Consider the following 18,274-nt stretch of genomic DNA (forward strand, 5'->3'; position numbering starts at 1 on the left):
GGAGCTCGACAGTCAGTCGCGCTCCGGCTTTTTTGATTTTTTAAGAATAGGTCCATAGCGTGGCTTTCGGGACCTCTTTGCCTGTCTGTTTCCAATATTGCGAAACCGGACCTTTTTGCTCACATAAGGGATTCCCTTACCGTCAAAACCGGGTTCACCCGATTGTGCAAATCTGCCGGAAGTAGCAATCTTCCCTTGTCGAAGCGAACAGGGCATATACCGGTTAATAACAAGGATTATAAAGGAAAACCGGCTCGAAGACGATAAATATGACTAAAACAGTTTTAAATTGAGCGCTAAGTTATGGCTGAGAACATCGGATAGAGATGCGCATGCAAAGAGAAGAGACTGGATCGAGAAAAAACAAGAAAAGAAAATTCCATCCTAACAGAGGAACTGGAGGTTTTTATGAAAGATGAAATTAATGTCGGAGTCGTGGGATGCGGCTACTGGGGACCGAATCTGATTCGAAATTTTGCTTCGCTCAAAGGGTGTAAGCTCAAGTCAGTCTGTGATCAGGATGAATCCCGGTTGGATCTGATTGCAAGCAGGCATCCCGGAATCGAAACGTTTACCCGTTTTGACGTATTTCTGGACGATGAGGACCTCGACGCGGTGGTGATTGCGGTTCCTGTCCGGTTTCACTTCAATCTTGCGTTCCACAGTCTGAAGGCCGGGAAACATGTCTTTATTGAAAAACCGATGGCTGCTTCCGTGGAAGAGTGTAATGCACTGATTGAGCTGGCGGATGAAAAAGGCCTGATTCTGATGGTGGGACACACCTTCCTGTATTCTCCAGTGGTCCGGAAGATTAAAGAAATCGTGGATTCGGGCGAGATTGGAAAGATTCAATACATCAGTTGCCGACGACTGAACCTGGGATTGTATCAGCAGGATATCAATGTGGCATGGGATTTGGCGCCGCATGATTTGTCCATCATCCTTCATCTGATCGACTCCAATCCGGTGGAGGTCAACTGCCGGGGGAAAACGAATTGCAATACAACGGGGGCCGGTTGTGAGAACCGAAGAAACTGCCGGGCGAACATTCCGGATGTGTCCAATATGACTCTGGTCTTTGATGACGGCTGTTTTGCCACAGTGCATAACAGCTGGCTGGATCCGCGCAAAGTCCGTGATATGGCCATTATCGGCGACCGGAAGATGATCGTTTACGACGAACTTCAGGACTACGAAAAGGTCAAGATTTTCGATCGACGTATTGAGCCTCCGGTGATGCCGGATGAGTCACGAATTGCCTACCACTACGGGGATATGTGGGTGCCGTATATTCCGCCGGTTGAGCCACTGCATGTTGAGTGCTCTCACTTTATTGAATGCATTCAGACCGGACAGACTCCGCTCACGGACGGCCGGGCCGGACGGGATCTGGTGGAGATTCTGACGTTGGCTTCGGAATCAATGTACAACAGCGGAAACAACATGTTGATCGGCAAGTACCGGACGCTGTCATGCGGTGAAGTCACAGAAGGAGATACGTCATGTCAGAAGTGTCTGGAAACCGCCTGATTTCAGCGAATGTCAAGCTGGGTGAAGGAGTCAAAATTTATGACTTCACCAACCTGTACGGCTGTGAAATCGGAGACGAAACCAAGGTCGGAACTTTTGTGGAAATCCAAAAAGGAGTTCGGGTGGGAAGCCGCTGCAAGATTTCCAGTCATACATTCATTTGTGAAGGCGTCTCGATTGAAGACGGGGTGTTCATTGGGCACAACGTGACGTTTATCAACGACCGTTTTCCTCGTGCCACCGCCGGAGACGGATCTTTACAGGATGAAAGTGACTGGGAATGTATTCCCACCCGGATTTGTAAAGGCGCCTCAATCGGTTCCAGTGCCACGATCCTTTGCGGGGTGACGGTTGGGGAAAAAGCCATTGTCGGGGCCGGCAGTGTTGTGACCCATGATGTGCCGCCGGGAGCGGTTGTCGCTGGAAATCCCGCCCGCATTTTAAAAACAAATACAGAACAGAAAGAAGGGACCCTATGAAAGTGCCATATCTGGACCTGAAAGCTCAGTACGCGGATCTCCGCAACGAGCTGAATGGAGCGATTGAGCAGGTCATTTCCAATACCGCCTTTGCCGGAGGACCGTATGTTTCGGCTTTCGAAGAGGAATTTTCTGCTTATTGCCAGTGTGCTTATGCGGCCGGCGTCAGCAGTGGAACCAATGCGATTCATCTGGCTCTGCTGGCTCTGGACATTGGTCCGGGCGATGAGGTGATTACCGCTGCCAACACATTTATTGCAACAGCAGAAGCGATCAGCCATTGCGGCGCAACACCGGTGTTTGCCGACTGTGATCCGGAAACCTATACGCTGGATCCGGCATCCGCGGAAGCCGTGATTACGCATCGAACCAAAGCCATTATTCCGGTTCATCTTTTCGGCCAGGCGGCCGATATGGATGCGTTCATGGCTCTGGGGAAAAAATACGGGGTCTATATTCTGGAAGATGCCAGTCAGGCTCACGGAGCCGAATATAAAGATATTCGGGTTGGCTCCATTGGAGTTGCCGGCTGTTTCAGCCTGTATCCCGGTAAAAATCTTGGCGCCTACGGCGATGCCGGAATCGTGGTGTCCAATGATCACGGTTTAATTGAACGAATCAAGCTGCTTCGGGATCACGGCTCGGTGCGGAAGTATGAACATATGGTGGTGGGGTGGAACTCCCGGATGGATGGAATCCAGGGTGCGATTTTGAGCGTTAAACTTCGCTACCTGGATGAAGGCAACAACCTCCGGAGAAAAAATGCCCGTTATTATACGGAGCTGCTCGCAGATTGCCCGGAAATCCATTTGCCGAAAGAACATCCGGACTGCAAGCACGTCTATCACATCTATGCCATCCGTTCGGATCGTCGCGATGAACTGCTTAAATATCTTCCGGAACAGGGCATCGGGTGCGGCATCCATTATCCAAAGCCCCTGCATCTGCAGCCTGCCTATTCCCATTTGGGTAAAGGACGGGGGGCTTATCCGGTGGCCGAAGCTGCATCCAGCCGCTATCTGTCACTGCCGATGTTTCCGGAACTGACGGAAGAACAGATCCGGTATGTAGCAGACACCGTTCGGGAAAAAATCGTGCAGGGTACGGCATCGAGCCGGACAACAGAGCCGGTGCTTGCTTAAACAAAAGAAAGAAGGAGGAGGCCATGAAGATATATTCATCGGGTATTTCCCGAGTTATTGTCGCTGTTGCGGCAGTACTTCTTGCGGGGTGCAAGACTCCGGACAGCCAGTTCGTCAAAATCGGCGGAGTTTCGGCGCCGGATACCCGGGTGACTCTGGCTCCCGGAGATCAACTCGACATTCGGTTCTTCTATACGCCGGAGTTGGGTGACATTCAGGAAATTCGCGCAGATGGCAAGATTACGCTTCAGTTGATTGGAGATGTAGACGCCGCGGGATTGACCCCGCCGCAGCTGCAGAAAAAACTCGAAGAGAGTTATGCAGGACTCATTGAAAAACCATCCGTTGCTGTCATTGCCCGCAAACTGAACCATCGCAACATTTATGTGGCCGGATCTGTAAAAACCCCCGGTTTGCTGCCGATGCCGGGACATCTTACGGCACTGGAAGCCATCATGCAGGCGGGCGGTTTTGATATGAAAGAAGCTGACAGCAGTGAGGTTGTTGTGATTCGTAACAACAGAGGAGTGCGCACGTCCTATGTGGTTGATCTCAGTAATGCGATCAATGGCAAGGCTCCGAGCAAACCGTTCTATCTTCATGCACAGGATATCGTCTACGTTCAACGGACCGGTGCGGTGAAGGCTGCACAGTGGATCAATCAGCACGTTACACAGCTGATTCCACAGGCTGGATTCACATACTTCTATAACTCAGGCACTGGAGACAGCACGATTGGTGTGGATACCTCGGCCCGATAGGCCTGTTTGAATATCGTGGCTCAAATCAGGGAATGGATTATGAACAACCCGGCAACTGAAAAAACGACCCGTCCATTGCGGGACCTTGTCGAAACGCTTTTCAGGCACAAACGAAAAGCGGCCGCTTTTCTCTTTGCTGTGGTGTTTTCAGCTCTGATTGTTCTGGCGTTTACGCCGGTCACCTATACATCGACATCCAAGTTGATCGTCCATCGAGGACGTGAAAGCGTTTTTGTGGATCCGTCGGCGGGTGGAGCCACGCTGCCTCTCTATAAAGAATGGGAGAGTGAAATCAATACGGAGCTGGAGATTTTGAACAGTCGGGAGCTGGTTGCTCAGGTCGTTGAGTCAATGGGCGCTTCCGTTTTCCTGAAGGAGGGGCCTCCGGATGAAACCGGGCGGCTGGGTCCGATTCGGAAACTGTTCAATCCGCTCCGCCTTTTCTTCCGAAAAATTACGCAGGCTCTGGCACCGGGCGGTGTGTCGGAAAAAAGCGGAGGGCGTCTGAAGCAGGTAAACAAAGCCATTCAGATTGTCGAAAAAGGTCTGGCGATTGGTGTTCGTCCGAAAAGCGACATCATCACGGTTTCGTATACCGCGAAAGATCCGGAGATCGCTCGGCGGGTGGTGGCCGAACTGATCAGCAATTATCTCGAACGACGGATTGACCTGCATCAGATTCCGGGGGGATATCAGTTCTTCTCCCAGCAGACGGAACTGCTTCGGGAGGAGCTGGAGGACATTGCCGCTCGGATTCTGACCGTAAAAAAAGAGGGCAATATTGATTCCGTCACAGACGAACATGCTGTTGTGCAGACTGCGATTGAAGAAATGCAGATATCCCGGCTGCAGGTGCAGTCCGAACTCGCCGCCGCCAGTGCCCGGGTTGACTCAATCCGTTCCATGTTGGCTCAAGACCCCTCAGACAGTGCCGGTCCAAAAAACAACGCGATTCTTGATCCGGTTGAATATAAAAAACTTCAGGCAACTTTGCGGCTGGAGGAAGCCTCTCTCGCGGCACTGATTGCTCAAAACCAGGAGGTCGGCAGTCAGTTGGATCAGTTGCGGACGAATCTCCGGACCATTGAAAAGAACGAACCGACGATTCGCCGGCTGCAGCGCGAACAGGAACTGCTCGAAGAAAAATATCGCAAGTATTCAGAGAACCGCGAGCAGGCTCGGATCAATCAGGAGCTGGAAACCAAAAAGATTTCCAATGTAACGATTGTTCAGCATGCGACTTTGCCGGAAGAGTCCAACCCATCTGGAAAAATGATCAAACTTGCGGCGGCTCTTTTCCTTGGGTTGTTTGGCGCAGTCGGTATTGCGTTCGGTGTGGACTTTATCGATCCGAGTCTGCATTCGGAAGCGGATGTCACGGCTCATGTGAACCGCAAGACACTGATTGAGCTGCCTCTTCTTCGGGGAAAACAGCTCGATCCGGCCTTCAGGCCTCCGCTCCGGAAGGAGCGTAAGGCCCGCTGGATTCTTCACTCCGGTAAATATGCTGTTGTCGATGGGGACAGTTGTTTTCAGGAGCTGTGTCTGCGTTTTCTGACGGAAAAACCGCCGGAAGGAAATTCCCCGCTGGTGATTGGGTTAACCAGCAGTGTCGGAGGGGAGGGGGTCAGTACGGTGGCCGGGAAGCTGGCTGCTGTGTTCTCTCGAGATGACCGCTTTACCAAAGTTCTGCTGCTGGATGCAAACCTCACGGAGCACTCCGTTCAGTTGATCCGCAAGCGCACAGATCTACCGTTTTCCTATCATAAAATTCGGAATGAGGATGGAGATGATGATTTGTCGGTTAATGCTTCAACGATTACCCGCTACCTCGAACAGGTTCGGCGTGAATCATACGATGTGGTCATCATTGATATTCCTCCGATGGAGGAGGGAAACTATGCCGTTCGTGTTGCTGCGCAAACCGACCGGATCGGTCTTGTTGTCGACTGCGGTCGGACTCCGTGGCGTACGGTGAAACGTTCGGCCGGTCTGCTGGAAGATATCGGCGCAGAACTGTGCGGCATCATTTTGAACCGGCAGCAGTATACCATGCCTAAATGGCTTTACAGGAAACTTTAATCGATGGACGGACAGGGATTTTATGAAAAAACTGTTCCAGAAAGATGGAATAAAATATCTGGATTCCAGCGGGCAGCAGGGAGTGTTCGATGAGAAAACGTTTCGGTTTATTCTGCGGCGTGAACGCTCCCGGTCTGACCGGACAGGACGGCAGTTCTGCCTGATTGTTTTGCGTCTTCCGGAACGACGGAGCAGATGTTCCGACCGCTGGCTGCTCAATGCACTGGCCCGGCGGATTCGTATTACCGATACAATCGGTTGGGTGGATTCTGTTTCCATAGGAATTCTGCTGCCGGATACTCCCGCAGACGGTGCTGTGGCCTTCTTGGAGAAAATCATTCCGATTATTTCGGATGCGGGAACTGTTCCGGATATCAAAGTTCATACCTATCCGGAAACACCACAGTCCGGCGATGCAGAAGAGAAAGAACTGACCGGAGGACGGACTGCAAAGTTTATTCCCGAATCTGCAACCGATTCGAGTTTGTTCTTTGCAGATGTGCTGGCGGTTTCTCCACCGTTCCCGGTTCGTCTGGTTGAGAGAAGCCTTGCCGGTATTGCACTGCTGGTTCTGTTTCCTCTGTTTCTTCTGATCGCGCTGGTCATCCGGATCAGTTCCGCCGGCCCTATATTTTTTCGACAGGAACGGATCGGTCAGAAGGGCGAGACCTTCTATTGTTATAAATTCCGAACCATGCGTCTCAAGTCTGAAACCCAGACACATGAAGACTATTTCAGTTACTTGATGCAGAACGCGGTTCCCATGAAAAAGCTGGATAACAACGGCGACTCACGCATTTTTCCTGCCGGACATCTGCTGCGGGCTTCATCGTTCGACGAGCTGCCGCAGCTGATCAACATTTTTAAGGGCGAAATGCGGTTGGTTGGGCCGCGCCCCTGCACGCCGCACGAATTTGAACAATATCTGCCATGGCATCGGCATCGTGTTGATGCTCCGCCCGGCCTGACCGGCCTCTGGCAGGTCAGCGGAAAGAATAAAACCACGTTCGCTGAGATGATCCGGCTGGATTTGCGTTATATTCGTGAACGGTCTGCCTTTATGGATCTGTGGATCATCCTGAAAACCATTCCGGTCACCATTGGCCTGTTTTTTGAAGATCGTTTAGCGCAGGTGAGCGACGCCGCAACCGGAAATGCTTTGGATGATGCTCCCTTTCTGAATGCATCACAACACACAGATAAACTTTCCAAAAACTCCTGAATGCCATGAACCGTTTGAATAAACAGAGTGTCAGAAAGAAAAAGCCGTTCCTGAACACGGTGGCTGTAACAGCCTTTTCAGCGTGGTTTTTCTGCGGGACAGCGTTTGCGGCCCGTGTGGTGTTTTTTTCTGCGAATCCTTCAAATCCGACAGTGGAGGAGCGCTTAAAGCTGGCTTGCCGTTTTTACGGAATTGATCTGGTGTATGGAGCGGACGCTGCCACAGATGAAACGCCGACAGCAGCCGTCATTGAAGCGGGAGCATTGGGGGCCTTATCTCCTTCGGATCTTCCTGCCAACAATCGTGCATTGCTAATCGCGGGGATTACTTTCCAAACGTCGGAAAAAAAACTGAGAGAATGGGCCGGCGAACCGGTGGCTTCCGGCAGGCAGGTGATCAGAAATGCCGTCGGTTCGTTTGTGACGGTTTCGGCGAAGAACCGAGAACTGGCTGCCGAACTCGTCGGGCAGAAACTTCCGGTCGATATTGCCGAAGGATATCAGCTGACTACTGTATCCGGGCAGCCCGTTATTTCCTATCAGGATGGACGTCCACTGTTTGTCCGCGTCGGCAGTCCAGATCAGCCGGTGTTTTTGCTGGCCGACCTTTCTGTGATTGATCCGCCGAATTCTTCCATTCGGTTTTATGACCAGGGTTTCTTTGCGGAAATTGCTCCATATCTGATGTTTCTCCGGAACACCTTCCGGGAGTACGGATGGCACGCCGACCATGATTACGCAAACCTGACGATTGATGATCCATGGTTGTGCAGGAGTTACGGAAACCTGGATTTCCAGGAATTGCTGAACGAAATGGGGTTGGCTGATTTTCATACAACGATCGCCTATATTCCGTGGAATTATGATCAGAAATCTGCTCCTGAAGTATTGAAAATGTTCAGAGACCGGCCGGATCGTTTTTCTCTCTGCGTTCACGGCAATAATCATGACCATCGCGAATTTTACAGTTATGAGCCAAGGCCGGATGCCGAGTGGCCTGCCCGCCCGCTGGCGGATCAGGATGCGGATCTGCGTCAGGGACTGGCTCGTATTGCACGGTTTGAGCAGGGCAGCGGGCTGTCGGTTGACCGGGTCATGGTTTTTCCCCATGGAATTGCACCGGACCCAACCCTCGGTCTGCTTAAGAGATACAATTATAAAGCCACATCCAATGCGGGGTATGTTCCGCTGGATACTCCTCCGCCGGAAGATTCTTTGTTCTGGCTGCGTCGAGTGAGTGACCGCTTCGGCGGCGGATTTGCCTCATTGGACCGCACGGAGCCGGCAAATCGAACTTCTGCCGATATTGCCATCGATCTGTTTTTGGATAACCCCGTTCTGTTCGTCGAGCATTTGCGCTTCTTTTCCGGAAGCCGGGCTGCGTTCAATCCATTTGCACGGGAGGTGAATACCATTCAGCCCGATGTGCACTGGGTCGGACTCGGCTCGCTGATTGAACATTTGTACCTGATGCGTCTGGAGGATGACGGCACATGGACGGTTCATTCGTTCTCGCCGGAGATTGTGCTCGAAAACCCTGACGGACAGTCTCGACGGTACCGCGTTTTGAAATCTGATGATGGACGTGTTCCTGTGGCACAGGTTTTGGTCGATGGGGCTGATGCTGAGTTTACCTGGAACCATGAGGGGCTGCTGGTGGTAGACCTTTCTGTTCCTCCTTACCAGCAGCGGCGCATACAGATTGTTTTCGAGAACAATTTCGCAGTAGAAAATGAAGACCTTTCCAAACCGGATCGGCGGGTCAATATGCTGCGCTATTTGTCCAGCATTCGCGATCAATACCTGACGGCAGGTCCGCTGGGCGCATTGATTGATCGCTATTATTACAATTCAAATCTCTATCACTTCGGAATGAAAATTCTGTTGCCGGTCGCAGCTGTTCTGCTGCTGCTTCCGGTGCTCCTGTTTGTCTTTGTCCGTAAAAAAATGAAACGACGTCATGGTTGATTACTCATACATTCTGGTTTCTGCCGCGCGCAATGAAGCGGATCATATTGGATATACCATCCAGTCTGTTGCGTCACAGACTCATCGACCGGACCGCTGGCTGATTGTCAGTGACGGTTCGACCGACGCGACCGATCAGATCGTTTCCGAGGCTGCGCAATGGTATCACTTCATCGAACTGTTGCGGGTTGATGCGGATTCCGACCGGAACTTCGGGTCGAAAGCAGCCGCGATCAACGCCGGTTACAAACAGATTGCTTCACTTCCGCACGATTTTATCGGGGTGCTCGATGCTGATGTCTCATTTGGCCAGGACTATTATGAGCAGGTGCTCGCTCGTTTTTCTGCCGATCCGAAACTCGGTATTGCCGGCGGTGTTTTGACCGATATTGTAGACGGGAAACCGGTACGCCAGCTGACGGATCCGGAGTGGAGTGTCAGTGGTCCGGTGCAGATGTTTCGGCGGGAATGTTTTGAGCAGATTGGCGGCTATCTGCCACTGCGCGGCGGCATTGATGCCGCGGCGGAAGTGATGGCTCGGATGCGCGGCTGGCGTGTTCGTGCGTTCCCGGAAATATCAGCTCTGCATCATCGTCAGACCGGAAAGGAAAACCACAGTCGTCTCGGGATCTTTTTCCATCGCGGTCTGGAAGATTTCCGTCTGGGATACCATCCGCTGTTTTTTGCTGCCCGGGCATTGCTTCGGTTTCGGGAAAAACCGTTTGTGCTCGGCGGGCTGACGATGCTCGGAGGCTATCTCTGGGCCGGGCTGACCCGGTCGAAGAAGAAGGTCTCTGATGAATTCATCCGTTTTCTGCGGGAGGAACAGAAGTCCCGTTTGTTTGCCCGGTTAAAATGGAGAGGGGAGGCCGCCGGATGATCAGTGTTGCCGTCCATCCGAATCGTGCCCGTGCCGTGGCCGAATTTTTCGAGCTGTTTAAAACGGCCTGGCAGCCATATTTCGAGGATGAGTCCTGTACAGTTCTTCTCACAGATGGGAGTGCTTCGCCGGATGCGTCTGCAGAGGTGTATATTCTGTTCAGCCCGGAACGCCAAGATGGAGACGTCTCTGCAGCTGAACCTCAGACGTCGCCATCTGACGGATTTCGTGTTCAGATGGCTGACAGCAGAGATCTTCCTGTTTATACCGCCTGCCGGTTTTTCCAGGGGTTGGAAAAAGCACTGCTCACCGAGGCGTCCGGGGATGTTCTGGCCTATAAGAAAACAGTAAACGGACAGCAGATCATCCGGGTGGGCTATGATTTGTTTGACGAGGTGACTTATCTGCTGACGACGGGGCAGCCGGTGGCCAATGCCGGCGTTGCCGCACTGGATCGGCATGTTGAGTTTCTTCGTCGGTGCATTCTGGATGCGGGACTGCCGGTTTTTGAGCTGTCCCCATGTCCTCCGGGTCACCCGTACATGGTGTGTCTGACACATGATGTTGATTTTGTCGGAATCCGGTCTTACGGAATTGGCCGGACTTTTCAGGGGTTTGTAAAACGCGCTTTTGTTGATTCCTGGAAACGGGTTCGCAACGGCAGCCTGACCTGGCGAGGACTGCTGAAAAACTATGCAGCGGTTTTGTCGGTTCCTTTGGTTCATCTGGGGCTGGTGAAAGATTTCTGGATGCAGTTTGATGGATATCGCCGGATAGAGGATCCGAATCGCTCCACCTTTTTTCTGATTCCGTTTAAAAACCGATCCGGCGAGCAGGTGTCTCAACCGTATCCGAAAATGAGGGCCACCCGTTATGATGTGGAAGATGTTCGGGGCGACGTTTTATCGATGCTGGAGGATGGCTGGGAAATAGGGCTGCATGGAATTGATGCCTGGCGCGATTCAGAGTGCGGTCGATCCGAAAAAGACCGGATTGATTCTGTCCTGGGCCGGACAATCAGTGGAACCCGGATGCATTGGCTGTGCAGGAATGCGCATACGGAACAGGTGCTGGACGAAGCCGGCTTTGATTACGATTCCACCTGCGGCTACAACGAAACGGTCGGTTTCCGTGCCGGAACATCCCGGGTGTTTCGGCCTCTGTCTGCAGATCACTTGCTGGAAGTTCCCATGCATATCCAGGATGTTGCATTGTTTTATTCGGCGTTTCTCGGGCTGGACAATAATGCTGCATGGAAGCGATGTGAGGCGATTCTCGATGAATGCAGCAGGAGTCACGGGGTTTTGACGATTCTATGGCATATGCGCAGCCTGGCTCCGGAACGACTCTGGGGGGATTTTTATCAGAAACTGCTGAACCGGTTTCGGGCCGATGGGGCGTGGTTCGGCACGGCCTGCGAAATTACGGAGCGGTTCCGAAAATTCCGGGAGGTTCAGGTGAGCCAGCGTATCGCCGCCGATGGAGAACGGGTGATCTGTCTGGAGGGTAATTCTGAGTTTCCGGTGACTGTGCGCGTGTATCAGCCTTCGGAGTTCAGCTGGAAGATGGAACCTCAGTTTACAGATATCGCCCAGTCAGAGCCGGCGGAGATTCGAACCGGGTTTTATGTGGATGCAATGACGCGATCAGATGTTTGGACGACTGCTGTATGAACAAAAAATCACAGAGAATCTGTATTGTTCGGCATGGATATTATCCATCTGATCCGCGCGTGTATAAGGAAGTCCGGGCACTGGCTGATGCCGGATATGAGGTGGATGTGGTCTGCCTTCGTGAAACCCGTGAGCCGCTCAGAGAAACGATGGAGAATGTTCGGGTGTACCGGATGCCTCATTCGCACCGGCGCGGTTCTATGGGCCGCTATTTTTTTGAATATGGGCTTTCGATGCTGCTGATGAGTTTGGTTCTGTCAGTGCTGTTTCTTCGTCGCTGGTACAGTGTTGTTCAAGTGAATACCCTTCCGGATTCGCTGGTGTTTTCTACATTGCTTCCGCGCATTTTCGGTGCCCGTGTTCTACTGGATATGCATGAGCCGTCGCCGGAGCTGCTGCTGACCAAACATGCCAATCAGGCTCCTGAACACATGCTGAAGTTGCAGATTTTTATCGAAAAGGCAGCGATTCGCTATGCCAACAAGGTGATGACGGTAAACGATACAATTCGGCAGCGGTTTATTGAACGCGGGGCTTCAGCCTCCAAACTGTTTGTGGTTCGAAATGTTCCGGCAGATGATTTCGGAAAGAACGTTGCATCGGCGCCGCCTCACGATGAATTGGTGATTATGACGCATGGAACGCTTCAGCCCCGGTATGGACAGAGTGTGATTCTTCATGCTTTGCCTCTGATTCGTAAGGAGTTTGATTCAGTTCGGCTGATTATTGCCGGTTCCGGAGAGACCCTGGATGAGCTTAAGGAACTGGCAGAAGATCTGCAGTGTGATGATATCACGGAATTTACCGGTCTGGTTTCCCGGGATGAGATTGCCTCGCTGATTTCTCAGGCGGATATCGGCATCGTTCCATTGCTTCCGGGACCGTTTGCTGAACTTTGCCAGCCCAATAAGCTGTTCGAATATATTGCGTTGAAAACGGCGGTTATAGCTTCTCGGCTGCCGGCGATTGAAGAGAGTTTTGACAACCAGTGTATTCATTTTTTTGATGCAGGCGATGCGGCCGGCCTGGCTCAGGCTGTTATTGAACTGGGGAGGAATCCATCGCTGAGACAATCTTTGTCGGAACGGGCGTATGCCGTTTATCAGGATTTGCGCTGGAGTAAAGCCAACCGGGATTATGTCGAGATTGTCAAGTCAATGACCGGAAAGAGGAAAAATGCCGAGTTTTAAAACAGTCATGCTGAAGAACGCTTCTTTCGCCGGTATGATCGACGAGGTCCCGTCCTTTATTTTTCCGGTTGCCGCCGGGATTGCTGTCGGTCTGTTTGCGGTTTCGGTGCCGCTGATGGTTTCTGCAATTATGTTTGCGGGGATGGTGGCACTGCTGGTGACGGTGGCTCGTCCGGACTGGGCGCTGTGCCTTTATTTCTGTGGTGTGGCGTTTATGACGGATGATACACCAAAGCCGGGGGCCGATTATTTTATAATTCCGGACGCAGATATCATTGAGGGACTGCCGTCTGCGCTGGTTACGTTCTTCCTGCTGATGTTCTGCGTCACAACTGCACGCCTTATGATTCTGGAGCAGCGGCGCCCGCCGGTTTCGCTGATTCCTCTTGCTGTGTTCGGTTTCTTTTTGGTGGTTGCATTGCTGACCGGGTTCTATCGCGGAGGCGATCCGGAACTCTACCGGGTTGATTTTACCGGAATGCTTTTTCCGGTTCTGGGTTTTTATCTGTGCCAGACTCTCCTGAACAGCCGGGAACGGATCATGCGAATGCTGTATCTGCTGCTGGGAGTTGCCGCCGTAAAAGCATTGATTCTTACGGCTTATTATCTGGCCGGCCGTGGATGGATTTATCAGCTGGACAGCAACGCCGCTTATCGGATTACCACGATGGACTCCGCCGATCTTCTGCTGTTTATTACGTTGTTGCTGATGGTTGCGCACCTGATCGTTCGTGGAGATATCAAAGGATTTCAGGCGATTGCTGCCGGGGCGGCCTGCCTGCCTCTTTTGTATATCGTTGTGTTTTCCTATCGCCGCGCGCAGTGGGTTGGACTGGTGTTTTCCGCAGGGCTTCTGTTTTTGGGTGCGTCCCGGAAAACCCGCAACAAGATGGCAATGCTGATTCTCGCCGTACTGCTGCTCGGCATCGCGGGTGCGGTGACTGCGGGGCTGGATGCGGATAAGGCGGCCCGTATCGGATCGCGCATCGGGTCTATATTTGATACGAAGCAGTCCTCGAATGTTTATCATGTGCTGGAGTCCCGGCAGGTTTTAATTGATTTATCCGGTTCGCCTGTGCTCGGTTTGGGACTCGGGAGTAAGCATTCGCCGTTGGGGCTGTATGAAGTCGATGAGGTTCCTGCGAATGTGGTGCATAATGCATTTTTGTATATCTGGATGAAGATTGGACTGCCGGGGCTTCTGTTTTTCTTTTGGGCGGCGGCAGTTTTCGGGCGGCGCATTCTGCGGTTCAGAAAAATGTATATTGAGAGCGATCAGTGGGGGCTGGTTCTTCCGGTGGCTGCCTCCACGGGGCTGTGGCTAGCAACATTTCTCACCGGACCGGTTCCGTGGTATCTCCACCAAACCGGATTAATCGCGCTGTTTGCATCCATCGCTGTAACGTTGATGCGGCAGGCCGAAGACGTATCGATTCAGACAGGGGGGGATTCTGATGAAAGTTCTGATTGCGAATGATTGTCCGCTGGGACTGAGCGGATCCGGGGGGGTGGAAACACACATCCGGCAGCTGAAAGAAGCCCTGAAAGCGCGCGGGATTTCCGTGGCCCTTCTGGTTGCGCAGCGTCGGGGACTCCCGGAGCAGATCGAAGAGGATCTTTTTGCCATTCCAAACCTGAATGCTCCGCCGCTGCGAAAGCATGTGCTGAGCAACTATCGGCAGCAGCGGGCGGCTTTGGCGCGGGCGAAAGAATTGATCCAGCAGTACGATCCGGACGTCATAAATATTCATAATTTTGTTAACCCGGGAGTTCTGCATATGCTGCGCAAGTGCGGTCCGGTTGTGAAATCGCTTCATGACTGCCGGCCCTTTTGCATCAAACCGCCTCCGGTCGGCTGTTCACGGCTGATTGGCGATACCAAGGCGTTTTGTGATATGAAATTCGGGTTGAAGTGCTGGACACACTGCTATGCTCATGCCGGACACACTCCCATTGAACGGATTGAAGCGTGGTCCTATTTCCCATCCAACCTGATGGCGCGGAATGAAACCATACACTGCGATCATATTGTAACATATGGAAGTTATCTGAAAGAACTCGCTGGCCGGTTGTTTCCTGATCCGGATCGGCTGCATGTTGTCTATCATTTTACCGATGCGGAACGGGAGTCGGCCGGGTTTGAAATCCGTCCGCAGAAAGAGCCGGTATTTCTGTTCGCCGGACGGCTTTCTGCAGAAAAAGCACCGCAGCATATTTTTGATGCGTTGGATCGCATTCCAGAAGTTTCCTGCCGGGTCATTATTGCCGGGGATGGCGCGCTCCGTGATAATGTGGAAGCCCGTGCCCGCAATGCGTCTCCGAACCATAAAATTGAAATCAAAGGGTACGTCGGCCAGCAGGAGTTGTATGACCTCTATCGGCAGGCTTCGGTTCTGCTGTTTACTTCGATCGGCTCTGAAGGGTGTCCGCTGGTGGGACTCGAAGCGATGTATTTCGGGAACACAGCGATTGGCTATGATACCGGCGGTGCAGGAGAGTGGCTGGTGGACGGACAGACGGGCGTGTGCGTGGAGATCGGTGATGTGGACGGTCTGGCGCGCGCAATGGCCCGAATGATCCGGTATCCCGATGAGCGGTTGCGGCTGAGACGCCAGGCCCGGGAATATGTTCAGCAGAAATTCAGGCGGGAACAGCACATTGATCATCTGATCGACGTTTACGAACAGACGGTTCGGGATCGAGCTGGGTAATTTATGAAAATTGGCGAACGTACAGTTAATAATGCATTGTTCAATACTGTCAGCGGGGTGATTCCGCTGATTCTGAGCTTTGTATTCTGGCCCTATATTGTGGATAAGCTTGGAGATGCCTCCTACGGAATCTTTGCGCTGGTTACAACGGTAATCGGCTATTTTTCCCTGCTTGATTTGGGGCTGGGCAATGCTGTTGTGAAATATGTGGCGCAGTATGCCGGACGTGATCATGATCATACGGAGTCGATTATCGGCACTGCGATGACGGTCTTCCTGATAGCCGGGATGCTCGGGGTTCTGCTGATTCTGTCCATTGCCCGGATGTTGGCAACAAAATGGCTGAAAGTTCCGCAGGAACTGATCGATATTGCATTTTATTCATTCTGTGCCGCTTCGCTCGGTTTTTTCATGACCATTCTGCTGACGCTTTTTACAGCGATCATCAACGGCCTCAGCCGCTATGACATCAGCGGCAGTGCAATGGCTGTGATGGGGGTGACAACCACCATCGGATCGGTGCTGCTTCTGCGGGCCGGTTTTGGACTGCTTCATCTGGTTTGGCTGAATATCCTGATTCCTTTCATCGTTGTGCTGTTTTATGTGCTGATGGTGCGCCGCCTGATGCCAGGCATCAGCCTCCGCCTGAGGTTGAGAATATCTACATTGAAAGAAATCCTGCACTTCGGAATGTTTGCGATGCTCAGCCGGCTGACAGATGTGATTTCCAATCAGGTTAACCTGCTGGTAATCGGGGCAATCCTTGGCGTGGCGTCTGTTACGTATTACGTGATTCCGTTCACCATTCTCAGTCGTCTGACCAATCTGCTGTGTCGAATCGGTATGGTGATCTTTCCGGCGATCAGTGAACTTCAGGGACAGCAGCGCCACGACACCATTCGTGAGCTGTATCTCACGACATCCCGCATTATTTTTTCATTCGCCACGGCCTTTATGCTCCCTTTGCTGATATTCGGCGTTCATTTCCTCCGACTGTGGATGGATCCCGAGTTCGCGCAGCGTGGCGGCCCGGTCCTCCAGATCATTACCGTCGGTGTCTTTTTGAGTCTGTGCACCAATGTGCCGACCTTTGTGGTCAATGGATTGGGCCATCCTAAAATCAGCGGGCTGGCCGCCGTCTCAACGGCACTGCTGTTTTTTATACTGATGCTTCCGGGAGCCTTCTGGGGTGGGATTATTGGTGTGGCTGCTGCACAGCTGATCAGTGCCGCGGTCATTGCTCCGCTCTTTATCCGCTATGTTAACTGCCGGGTGCTGCACCTGCCGCTGCGAATGCTGCTGGGCGAGGCGTACGCCCGGCCATTGCTCGCTGCTGCGGTTGCTGCCGTTCCAATGCTGCTGGTTCCCCAGGGCCGGATTGAAAGCCTGCTGGTTTTACTGGCCGTGATGGGAGCGGGAATGTGTTTCTATTTTTTCGTGGCATTGCTGCTGGGGGTCTATCAGGAGCGTGAACGCAGAGTGCTGATGGAATATATCCAACGTAAATGGAACAGTCTGAGAAGGAAATCTGTATTGTGATTTATCTGCCGACAGAACATCTTCGGGAAATGGCCCGCACCGTTCAGGACCATGTGGGACCGAAGGCCGTGGTTCTGATTTATCATCGGGTCGTGGATGATATTCCCGACCCGCAGCGGATGAGAGTGAGTCCGGAGAATTTTTCGGAGCAGATGAAGGCGCTGACCGATATGACCTGTCCGGTTCCTGTCGAAGAGATACTGGACCGACTCAAAGATCGTTCCCAGGACGATCTGCCGCTGTCTGCCGTGACGTTTGATGACGGATACGCTGATAACCTGACGTTTGCGGCTCCGATCCTGTCCGGATACGGGATTCCTGCAACGGTGTTTGTGGCTGCAGGCGCGATTGGTCAGTCCGGGGAATTCTGGTGGGACGATCTCGAGCGGATTCTTCTGCGGCCTGATCTGCCCGATGAACTGACTCTTCGAATCGGCGAGGAAACCCGCACCTGGTCTTTTCGTGAAGATGATGCCAGGCTGAACAGCGGCTGGGATGTTTATATGAACCCTCGGCTCACATCTCAGAAGGCTTATTTATATATCGCGTGTCGCATGCGTTCGTTGTCTGTGGAAGAGCAGCAGAAAACAATAGAGCAGCTCCATCGCTGGTCTGGAATTGATGCTCGGGCCCGCGACAGCTTCAGGGCGTTGACCGAGGATCAATTGAAGCAGATTTCCGAAGGGGAGTTAATTTCCATCGGGGCGCACACCATCAATCATCCGGTTCTTGCAAATCTCAGCAGTGATTCTCAGTTTTTCGAAATTAATACCAGTCGACAGCGGCTGGAAAAGCTTCTTGGCGCCGAGGTCAAGACGTTTGCATATCCATACGGACGAGGGATCGATTATTGTCACTCTACGGTTCAATGTCTCAGGAAGGCCGGATTTGCCTGTGCGTGCACAACAATTCCGCATTTGATTGGGCGCTGGACGGATGCTCTGCAAATGTCCCGGTTTTCCGTCGGAAATTGGAATGGAGGTGTCTTCAGGAAAAATCTGGCAGAATTTATGCTTATAAATTCACAAAACAACACCTGCCGCGGTGCTGGAAACCCATGTAATGATGAGAATTCTGTACGGGAAGGGGTCAGCTAAA

The 18,274-nt window shown here is 52.3% G+C and carries 14 protein-coding genes; all 14 read left to right on the top strand.

Annotated elements, in window-relative coordinates; all coding sequences use genetic code 11:
- Nucleotides 1–408 precede the first annotated feature (408 nt).
- Genes GT409_RS12735 through GT409_RS12800 form a run of 14 tightly spaced genes read left to right on the top strand, consistent with a single transcriptional unit; the run spans nt 409 to nt 18,273 of the window.
- Nucleotides 409–1,530 (top strand): Gfo/Idh/MocA family protein, encoded by a 1,122-nt coding sequence (locus GT409_RS12735; RefSeq protein WP_160629446.1) that lies wholly within the window; start codon nt 409–411, stop codon nt 1,528–1,530.
- Nucleotides 1,503–2,009 carry an acyltransferase gene (locus GT409_RS12740; protein ID WP_160629447.1) on the top strand — a complete coding sequence of 169 codons (507 nt, stop codon included), beginning with the start codon at nt 1,503–1,505 and terminating at the stop codon, nt 2,007–2,009. The genes GT409_RS12735 and GT409_RS12740 overlap by 28 nt, the downstream gene beginning before the upstream one ends.
- Complete coding sequence (locus GT409_RS12745; protein WP_160629448.1) at nt 2,006–3,151, top strand: DegT/DnrJ/EryC1/StrS family aminotransferase; 1,146 nt, start codon at nt 2,006–2,008, stop codon at nt 3,149–3,151. The genes GT409_RS12740 and GT409_RS12745 overlap by 4 nt, the downstream gene beginning before the upstream one ends.
- A 23-nt stretch (nt 3,152–3,174) precedes the next feature.
- Nucleotides 3,175–3,912 carry a polysaccharide biosynthesis/export family protein gene (locus GT409_RS12750; protein ID WP_160629449.1) on the top strand — a complete coding sequence of 246 codons (738 nt, stop codon included), beginning with the start codon at nt 3,175–3,177 and terminating at the stop codon, nt 3,910–3,912.
- Between the two features lie 39 nt (nt 3,913–3,951).
- Nucleotides 3,952–5,994, top strand: coding sequence for a GumC family protein (locus GT409_RS12755; RefSeq protein WP_160629450.1), 2,043 nt, complete (start codon nt 3,952–3,954; stop codon nt 5,992–5,994).
- A 22-nt stretch (nt 5,995–6,016) separates the two neighbouring features.
- Nucleotides 6,017–7,216 carry a sugar transferase gene (locus GT409_RS12760; protein WP_160629451.1) on the top strand — a complete coding sequence of 400 codons (1,200 nt, stop codon included), beginning with the start codon at nt 6,017–6,019 and terminating at the stop codon, nt 7,214–7,216.
- A 14-nt stretch (nt 7,217–7,230) separates the two neighbouring features.
- Nucleotides 7,231–9,183 (top strand): hypothetical protein, encoded by a 1,953-nt coding sequence (locus tag GT409_RS12765; RefSeq protein ID WP_160629452.1) that lies wholly within the window; start codon nt 7,231–7,233, stop codon nt 9,181–9,183.
- Nucleotides 9,176–10,063, top strand: coding sequence for a glycosyltransferase (locus tag GT409_RS12770; protein ID WP_160629453.1), 888 nt, complete (start codon nt 9,176–9,178; stop codon nt 10,061–10,063). The genes GT409_RS12765 and GT409_RS12770 overlap by 8 nt, the downstream gene beginning before the upstream one ends.
- Nucleotides 10,060–11,736 (top strand): polysaccharide deacetylase family protein, encoded by a 1,677-nt coding sequence (locus GT409_RS12775; protein WP_160629454.1) that lies wholly within the window; start codon nt 10,060–10,062, stop codon nt 11,734–11,736. The genes GT409_RS12770 and GT409_RS12775 overlap by 4 nt, the downstream gene beginning before the upstream one ends.
- Nucleotides 11,733–12,926, top strand: a complete 1,194-nt coding sequence (locus GT409_RS12780; protein ID WP_160629455.1) for a glycosyltransferase family 4 protein — start codon at nt 11,733–11,735, stop codon at nt 12,924–12,926. The genes GT409_RS12775 and GT409_RS12780 overlap by 4 nt, the downstream gene beginning before the upstream one ends.
- Nucleotides 12,913–14,403, top strand: coding sequence for an O-antigen ligase family protein (locus tag GT409_RS12785; protein ID WP_160629456.1), 1,491 nt, complete (start codon nt 12,913–12,915; stop codon nt 14,401–14,403). The genes GT409_RS12780 and GT409_RS12785 overlap by 14 nt, the downstream gene beginning before the upstream one ends.
- Nucleotides 14,381–15,637, top strand: a complete 1,257-nt coding sequence (locus GT409_RS12790) for a glycosyltransferase family 4 protein (RefSeq protein ID WP_160629457.1) — start codon at nt 14,381–14,383, stop codon at nt 15,635–15,637. The genes GT409_RS12785 and GT409_RS12790 overlap by 23 nt, the downstream gene beginning before the upstream one ends.
- A 3-nt stretch (nt 15,638–15,640) precedes the next feature.
- Nucleotides 15,641–17,176, top strand: a complete 1,536-nt coding sequence (locus tag GT409_RS12795; protein ID WP_160629458.1) for an oligosaccharide flippase family protein — start codon at nt 15,641–15,643, stop codon at nt 17,174–17,176.
- Complete coding sequence (locus GT409_RS12800; RefSeq protein WP_160629459.1) at nt 17,143–18,273, top strand: polysaccharide deacetylase family protein; 1,131 nt, start codon at nt 17,143–17,145, stop codon at nt 18,271–18,273. Before GT409_RS12795 ends, GT409_RS12800 begins: the two co-directional genes overlap by 34 nt.
- Nucleotide 18,274 lies beyond the last annotated feature (1 nt).

Source organism: Tichowtungia aerotolerans (assembly GCF_009905215.1).
Taxonomy (GTDB): Bacteria; Verrucomicrobiota; Kiritimatiellia; order Kiritimatiellales; family Tichowtungiaceae; genus Tichowtungia; species Tichowtungia aerotolerans.

Coding starts and splice junctions, on each gene's coding strand:
- GT409_RS12735 (WP_160629446.1), top strand. CDS start 409: ATGAAAGATGAAATTAATGTCGGAGTCGTGGGATGCGGCTACTGGGGA.
- GT409_RS12740 (WP_160629447.1), top strand. CDS start 1,503: ATGTCAGAAGTGTCTGGAAACCGCCTGATTTCAGCGAATGTCAAGCTG.
- GT409_RS12745 (WP_160629448.1), top strand. CDS start 2,006: ATGAAAGTGCCATATCTGGACCTGAAAGCTCAGTACGCGGATCTCCGC.
- GT409_RS12750 (WP_160629449.1), top strand. CDS start 3,175: ATGAAGATATATTCATCGGGTATTTCCCGAGTTATTGTCGCTGTTGCG.
- GT409_RS12755 (WP_160629450.1), top strand. CDS start 3,952: ATGAACAACCCGGCAACTGAAAAAACGACCCGTCCATTGCGGGACCTT.
- GT409_RS12760 (WP_160629451.1), top strand. CDS start 6,017: ATGAAAAAACTGTTCCAGAAAGATGGAATAAAATATCTGGATTCCAGC.
- GT409_RS12770 (WP_160629453.1), top strand. CDS start 9,176: ATGGTTGATTACTCATACATTCTGGTTTCTGCCGCGCGCAATGAAGCG.
- GT409_RS12775 (WP_160629454.1), top strand. CDS start 10,060: ATGATCAGTGTTGCCGTCCATCCGAATCGTGCCCGTGCCGTGGCCGAA.
- GT409_RS12780 (WP_160629455.1), top strand. CDS start 11,733: ATGAACAAAAAATCACAGAGAATCTGTATTGTTCGGCATGGATATTAT.
- GT409_RS12785 (WP_160629456.1), top strand. CDS start 12,913: ATGCCGAGTTTTAAAACAGTCATGCTGAAGAACGCTTCTTTCGCCGGT.
- GT409_RS12790 (WP_160629457.1), top strand. CDS start 14,381: ATGAAAGTTCTGATTGCGAATGATTGTCCGCTGGGACTGAGCGGATCC.
- GT409_RS12795 (WP_160629458.1), top strand. CDS start 15,641: ATGAAAATTGGCGAACGTACAGTTAATAATGCATTGTTCAATACTGTC.
- GT409_RS12800 (WP_160629459.1), top strand. CDS start 17,143: ATGGAACAGTCTGAGAAGGAAATCTGTATTGTGATTTATCTGCCGACA.